This window comes from Arthrobacter sp. SPT-J7, assembly GCF_059089965.1.
Map to the genome: position 1 here is coordinate 1 of NZ_JBNHFF010000184.1, position 6,744 is coordinate 6,744.

The 6,744-nt window shown below is 65.4% G+C and carries 6 protein-coding genes; 3 read left to right on the forward strand and 3 right to left on the reverse strand.

The window, feature by feature from the left end; all coding sequences use genetic code 11:
- Positions 1 to 252: 252 nt before the first annotated feature.
- On the reverse strand, positions 253 to 714 hold the full coding sequence (locus AC5RWX_RS28685; protein ID WP_494099637.1) for a DUF4383 domain-containing protein: 462 nt from the start codon (positions 712 to 714) through the stop codon (positions 253 to 255).
- Between the two features lie 151 nt (positions 715 to 865).
- On the opposite strand from AC5RWX_RS28685, the gene AC5RWX_RS28690 reads away from it, so the two are divergent.
- The gene (locus AC5RWX_RS28690; protein ID WP_494099638.1) at positions 866 to 2,179 is read left to right on the forward strand and encodes a cell division protein PerM; all 1,314 of its coding nucleotides are present in this window, start codon (positions 866 to 868) and stop codon (positions 2,177 to 2,179) included.
- A 42-nt stretch (positions 2,180 to 2,221) separates the two neighbouring features.
- On the opposite strand, the gene AC5RWX_RS28695 is transcribed toward AC5RWX_RS28690, so the two are convergent.
- Entirely contained in the window at positions 2,222 to 2,653 is a 432-nt protein-coding gene (locus AC5RWX_RS28695) for a hypothetical protein (protein WP_494099639.1), read from the reverse strand.
- A gap of 39 nt (positions 2,654 to 2,692) precedes the next feature.
- Here AC5RWX_RS28695 and purN point away from each other — a divergent pair, with 39 nt between their 5' ends.
- Positions 2,693 to 3,271 (forward strand): phosphoribosylglycinamide formyltransferase, encoded by a 579-nt coding sequence (gene purN, locus AC5RWX_RS28700; RefSeq protein WP_494099640.1) that lies wholly within the window; start codon positions 2,693 to 2,695, stop codon positions 3,269 to 3,271.
- 144 nt (positions 3,272 to 3,415) lie between these two features.
- Here the strand turns inward: purN and AC5RWX_RS28705 are convergent, their stop codons facing one another.
- Positions 3,416 to 4,768 carry an MFS transporter gene (locus AC5RWX_RS28705; protein ID WP_494099641.1) on the reverse strand — a complete coding sequence of 451 codons (1,353 nt, stop codon included), beginning with the start codon at positions 4,766 to 4,768 and terminating at the stop codon, positions 3,416 to 3,418.
- A 140-nt stretch (positions 4,769 to 4,908) separates the two neighbouring features.
- On the opposite strand from AC5RWX_RS28705, the gene purH reads away from it, so the two are divergent.
- The gene (gene purH, locus AC5RWX_RS28710) at positions 4,909 to 6,606 is read left to right on the forward strand and encodes a bifunctional phosphoribosylaminoimidazolecarboxamide formyltransferase/IMP cyclohydrolase (RefSeq protein ID WP_494099642.1); all 1,698 of its coding nucleotides are present in this window, start codon (positions 4,909 to 4,911) and stop codon (positions 6,604 to 6,606) included.
- Positions 6,607 to 6,744: the final 138 nt, after the last annotated feature.

A 6,744-nucleotide genomic window follows, 5' to 3' on the forward strand; every position in this document is an offset into this window, starting at 1 on the left:
AACGGACCGGCGCCGAGGCGAGCACAGCGAACGACGCCGGGAGTCCACTTGGGGGGCTCCCGGCGTCGTTGTGCATGCGGAACTTTTTCATTTTTGCCGGGCCGGTCTGCTGCTGGTGCGGGCCGGCCGCGGAGACGCTGGTGCAGCCGCGCTGAAAGCGGCGACTGCACCAGCCAGTAGGACGAATATCTTCAGAACTTAGGGTTCTTCTCTCATTCGCGGCTCCTGTTTCCCGGGTTACGGATTCCGGGTTTATGTCCTGTCTGCGGTCATATTCCGCGAGAACAGCCAGCCAGCAACAATCATCGCCATGCCCAGCACCAGGTGCGCCCAGTTGTCCACCATGTTCAGCGACAAGAAGTTCGCCGCTGAATCCACTCCGACAATGAGCCCGAAGATTGCCAGGACGATGTACAGCGCACCCGCTCCCAGGAGGAAGTTCCGTGCTCCATGTTCTGTGCGGGACATAGCCCAGCCGGTTGCGCCGATGGCCAGCTGCACGATATTAAGCAGCATGGACACCTGGAACAGCCCCAGGACCATGGCATGCGAAGCCGGTCCCAGGAACATCAGTTCGCTGTATCGGGTGGTGACGCCCGGGATGAAGCCCAGGACTCCCACCAGCATTAGGACGATTCCCAGTCCCATGCCCACGTTCTGGACGTCTGCCCGTCCAAAATGAACGCCGTGCGCATGGTGGGATGCGGTAGTCATTTCTTGCCTCCAACCACTAATTGTGGACGGTTAAATTTTACGGCGGGCGCACGCGAAAAGCGCTTGTGAAGGGCCCCCTTGAAGGTATGGCTCAGGGTTGGCGCCTGTCGGTCCCGGGCCGGGAGGCGCCGCCGTGACACCATGGAAAACGATGAAACTGCGCGCTGATCAAACCGGAGACCGTGGCCTTCCCATGCCCTTGTGGCTGCAGGGTGCCCTCGAAACGGCCCAGGCAGCCGTCATCTCCGCACTGGTGGTGCTTGCTCCAATCATTGCGGTTTGGGCTACCGCCGGGTTCCAGGACGGCGCCGTCGATTTTCTCGCGCGCCTGGCCGGGCAGTCCTGGCTGTTGGTCCACGGGGTTCCCCTGGAACTCATTGCTGCGGGCTCGGACGCCGCCGCCACTTCCGGGTCAGGACCGCTCACGCTCATTCCGCTTGGCTTGACCCTGATCCCGTTCCTGCTCGCCTGGCGCGCTGGCCGTCGGCTGGCCCGGGCCTCCTATACGGACCAGTTGTGGCAGGCGCTCCTCGGTTCATGGCTGGTGTATTCCGCCTTCGGAGCGGCAACAGGCTTCATCTGCCGCACGCCCGACGTCGGCATCAATTCCTGGCACGCGACGTTCATCCCGCTCATTCCTTACGCCCTCGGCATGGTGATAGGCGCCCGCCGTGAGGCAGGATCCTGGAGCCGGCTGATCGGCGTCGACGCCGTGGACTGGATTTCGCGCACAAGCCAGCATTCGCGCTGGGCCGGGTCCTACCTCGCCTCCGCCGCGAAAGCGGCATTTGTGGCGGTCCTGTCAGCCCTGGCGCTGGCTGCGCTGCTGTTGGCGGTAGACCTGTTCATCCACTGGAACCTGGTGATTGCGGTTTATGAGGCGCTCGACGCCGGGGCGGTGGGAGGTACCGCCCTCACCGTTGTGCAACTGGGGTTCCTGCCCAACCTTGTCGTCTTTGCGTTGGCTTGGACATCCGGCTCCGGCTTCGCCATGGGCCTCGGTTCCCAGGCGGGCCCGCTGGGCACTGCTGTTGGCCCGCTGCCTTCCATCCCGGTGCTGGCGGCCATCCCGTCCGGATCCCTGGACTACGCCTTCGTGGCCCTGATGGTGCCGGTGCTGGCCGGGGTTCTGGCGGGCTGGTGGTTCCTCCGGGAAGGCGAAAACCATTTCGACGAGTGGCTTGCCATCAAAGTCCGCGCACGCTGGTTCACAGCGACCGTTTCAACACTGGTGCTCGGGGTCCTGTGCGGGCTGGCGGCCGGGCTGCTGACTGCCGGCCTGGCCTGGCTGGCACGTGGCTCGGCCGGAATCGGACGGCTCACGGACATTGGTCCTGACCCGTTCTGGACGGGAGTCTGGGTGGCGGCGGAAGTGGGTGCCGGCGTCGTGATTGGATACGCGGTGGGACCTTGGCTCGAACGGGAGAAGGCAGCCAAGGAAGTGGACGCCGAACTGGCCCGGTAGTTTTGGGAGCTGCCGCCCGAACGGGAGGGCCGGCCCCGGCCCTCAGGGCAGCTGCGAGGGCAGCGACCCCTCCAGCTGGACCCGGCAAGCCGACTGCGCCCGGTCCGTCAACGCCCGGCCGACGCATGCCTGGTACTCACGCACTTCGTCGAAGAACAGGGCTGTGACCAGGATCAGCAGCACCATGATCGCGGACACCACGAGCCCCGAAATGGTGCCGATGAGGACGAGACGCGACTCCTTCAGGCGCGCCGCCCGGACCAGCAGCACCACTCCGAGGGTAATGCTGGCGGCTGTCAGGACCGCGGTGAGCCAGAGGTAGCTGACGTCCAGCTGGTAGACGAAGAAGGCGCCCAGCACCGCCACCACGAAGATCCGGAACAGGGTGTGGGTCTTGGCGAGCGAGGCCTTTGCTGCCTCGCTGAGCGGCTGTTTTGTGCGCTGCCGCCCAGCCGGTTCCGGTGTGCTGTTCATGTTTTCCAGCCTACGCGAGCCTGCCCATAAGCTAGTGCCATGCGCATCGTAGTCCTCGTTTCCGGCACCGGGTCCAACCTCCAGGCAGTTATCGACGCGGTCAAGGCAGGGGAGCTTGATGTCGAAATCGCCGCAGTGGGGGCGGACAGGCCGGGCACGTTCGGGGTGGAACGGTCCGCAGCAGCCGGCATCCCGACCTTTGTGGTCGACTTCAAGGCCTACCAGGACCGGGCTGACTGGAATGCCGCACTGACCCAGGCCGTGGCGGCGTTCGAACCGGACATAGTGGTCTCCTCCGGGTTCATGCGGATCGTCAGCCCCGAGTTCATCGACGCGTTCAAGGGCAAATACCTCAACACCCATCCTGCGCTGCTCCCGGCCTTCCCGGGCGCCCACGGCGTTCGCGACGCGATGGCGTACGGCGTGAAGGTGACAGGCTGCACCGTGCACTGGGCCGACGCCGGTGTGGACACCGGGCCCATCATCGCCCAGGAAGCCGTGGCCATCGAGGAGTCCGACACCGAGGAAACCCTGCACGAGCGCATCAAGGTGGTGGAGCGCCGGCTTCTGGTGTCCACCCTGGCCACCCTCGCCGCCACCCACCCCACGCACGCCTAACCAGGCCCCACCTGACCCGGCGTCCCGGCCGTCCCGTCGACGCGCAAGTACCTTTTCGACGCGCGTGCTCCGTGGCGCACCTGAAATCCGGGGCGCCCAAAGGAACGTCCGTATCGAAACCGAATCAGGGTGTCGACGGGCCTTCTACTCGAGGCGGCGCTGCTTGGTTTCGGGGGAGAAGAACGCCATCCACAGCACGGCAAGCAGTACCAGCCCGCCTGCCAGGGCGAAGGACGTGGCGAGGCCAAGCTCGGGCCAGAAGTAGCTCGCGAAGATCAGCGGCCCGAAGCCTGCACCGAGCCGGGAGAACGTGGATGCCCACCCGAAGCCGGTACCGCGCAGCTCGGTGGGGTACAGCTCCGACACGTAGGCGTAAAGCACCGGGATGGCCACCTGAACTACGAACCCGAACACCAGGAGCCAGAAAACGGCCGCCGTGGGGATGTCCACCACGACCGCCACGATCACCAGGGTCAACGCCGACAATGGTCCGGTGATGGCAAGGATCCATTTGCGGCCGACACGTTCCACGAGCAGGGCGGCCACAATAACGCCCAAAAGCCCGACAGCGGCCATGGACGCCGTGGTGACGAACGCCTTGTACTCCGCGAAGCCCGCACCAATGAGGATCCGCGGCATCCAGGTCAGGGACAGGTAATAGACCAGCAGGATCGAGAAGAACAGGGACCAGGCCGCGGCCGTGATTTTCCAGTTGAACTGCCATACCAGGCGCAGCTGGTGCCAGCCGCTGCCGGCGGAAAGGCGCGGCACTTCCTTGGCGTCGGGCAGGCTGTAGGCGCGGGGTTCCGCTCCCGTTGCTGCCACCAGGCCATCGATCACCTTGGCCGCTTCTTCCCGCCTGCCCATGCGGATCAGGAACAGCGGAGACTCCGGGACGCTCCGGCGGACCCAGAACACCAGCAATGCGGGCAGGACCATCACCAGCATGGTCAGCCGCCAGTCTCCGTACAGGGCCACGAGCCCGGCGGAGACAAAACCTGCCAGGGCTGCCCCCACCGGCCACCAACCATCCATCGCGGTGAGGACTTTGCCGCGCTGCTTGCGGGGAGTGAACTCGCCCACCAGGGCGTAGTCCACGGGGATGCAGCCGCCCAGGCCGAAGCCCGCCATGAACCGGAACACACAGAACCAGATGAAGTCGGGGGAGAAGGCACCCAGTACGGTGAAGAGGGAGAAGATCAGCAGCGTGGCCGTGAACGCCTTCTTGCGTCCGATGGTGTCTGCGATGGTGCCCCAGATAAACGCACCGAGGGCCATCCCAATCAGGTTGGACGTACCCACCCAGGCCACCTCGCCGGGGGTCAGGGCCCAGTGCGTGGAGAGCAGCGGAATGAGAATGCCGTTCAGTGTCACGTCCCAGGCATCAAACATGAAACCAAGACCGCCGATCAAAAAGATTCTGCCCTGGACTTTCCATCGCCAGGGCAGCTCCTGGACCACCTGCTCGCCGCTCGGCACAGTGGTGTAAGTATTCATCGCAGCCTCCTGGAAGAACTCTAGCCGGGCTCGCTGGCCTTCACACTTCCGCCTGCACCGGGGGCAACAGCACTTCGCGATAAACTGGCCCTATCCCCACCAACCGCGGCACTGTTCCGCGACATAAGACGGAGACATTTGTGAGCTTCACGCAGCATGAGCGCGTAACCATCGACCGTGTTCCCATCCGCCGGGCCCTGATCTCGGTTTACGACAAGACCGGTCTGGAGGATCTCGCCCAGGGCCTGCATGCAGCGGGCGTGAAGCTGGTGTCCACCGGGTCCACGGCCAAGAGAATCGCCGCGGCCGGCATTCCCGTCCAGGAAGTCGAGGAAGTCACCGGCTCGCCGGAGATGCTGGACGGCCGCGTCAAGACGCTGCACCCACGTGTCCACGGCGGCATCCTGGCCGACCGCCGTGTCCAGGCGCACATGGACACTTTGATCACCATGGAGATCGAGCCGTTCGACCTCGTGGTGGTGAACCTCTACCCGTTCGTGGAAACCGTCAAGTCCGGCGCCGCGCAGGATGACGTCGTCGAGCAGATTGACATCGGCGGCCCGGCCATGGTGCGCTCTGCAGCGAAGAACCATGCCGCCGTCGCCATCGTGGTGGATCCCTCCTTCTACGGCCAGGTGGTCACCGCAGCCGCCGAGGGGGGCTTCGACCTCAAGACCCGGCGCCGGCTGGCCGCCAAGGCGTTCGCCCACACCGCCTCCTACGACAACGCAGTAGCCACCTGGACGGCGAGCCAGTTCCTGGACGAGGACGGCGACGGCGTTATCGATTGGCCTGCCTACGCGGGCCTGTCGCTGGAACGGTCCGAGGTGCTGCGGTACGGCGAGAACCCGCACCAGCAGGCAGCCCTGTACGTGGACAAAGCAGCGCCCAGGGGCATCGCCCAGGCAGACCAGCTGCACGGCAAAGCCATGAGCTACAACAACTTCGTGGACGCCGACGCCGCCCTCCGTGCCGCCTACGATTTCAGCGAACCGGCCGTCGCCATCATCAAGCACGCCAATCCCTGCGGCGTAGCCGTCGGTTCCGCGGATGCCGCTGATCCCATCGCCGACGCGCACGCCAAAGCCCACGCCTGCGATCCCGTCTCTGCATTTGGCGGCGTCATCGCATCCAACCGCACAGTGACCGCCGGCATGGCCAACACCGTGAAGGACATCTTCACTGAAGTTGTTATCGCCCCGGGCTTCGAGCCCGAGGCCGTGGAAATCCTGTCAAAGAAAAAGAACATCCGCTTGCTTGCCCTGCCTGAGGGCTACGGCCGCTATCCCACGGAATTCCGCCAGGTGTCCGGCGGGATGCTGGTCCAGGTCACCGACAAAGTTGACGCCGAGGGCGACAACCCCGCCAACTGGACCCTTGCTGCCGGTGAAGCCGCTGACGAAAAGACCCTTGCCGACCTGGCCTTCGCCTGGACCGCCTGCCGCGCGGCAAAGTCCAACGCCATCCTCCTTGCCCAGGACGGCGCCGCCGTCGGCATCGGCATGGGACAGGTCAACCGCCTGGATTCCTGCCGCCTGGCCGTGGAGCGGGCCAACACGCTTGGCGTAAAGGTGGAGTCCGACGGCGCTGGTGGGGGCGATGCCCCCGGCGGTGCCTCGAACACCAGCACCAGCGGGGCACCCCAGCGAGCTCTCGGCGCCGTAGCGGCCTCCGACGCTTTCTTCCCGTTCGCGGACGGCCTGCAGATCCTGATTGACGCGGGCGTCCGCGCCGTGGTCCAGCCAGGCGGTTCCGTTCGCGATGAGGAAGTCATTGCCGCAGCGAATGCAGCCGGCGTCACGATGTACTTCACCGGCGCGCGGCACTTCTTCCACTAGTCCCCACCGGCTCCCTAACCTCGCAAGCTCGGCCAGGGAACCCTGCCGGCGTGGGCCCAACCGGCTCCCTAACCTCGCAAGCTCGGCCAGGGAACCCTGCCGGCGTGGGCCCAACCGGCTCCCTAACCTCGCAAGCTC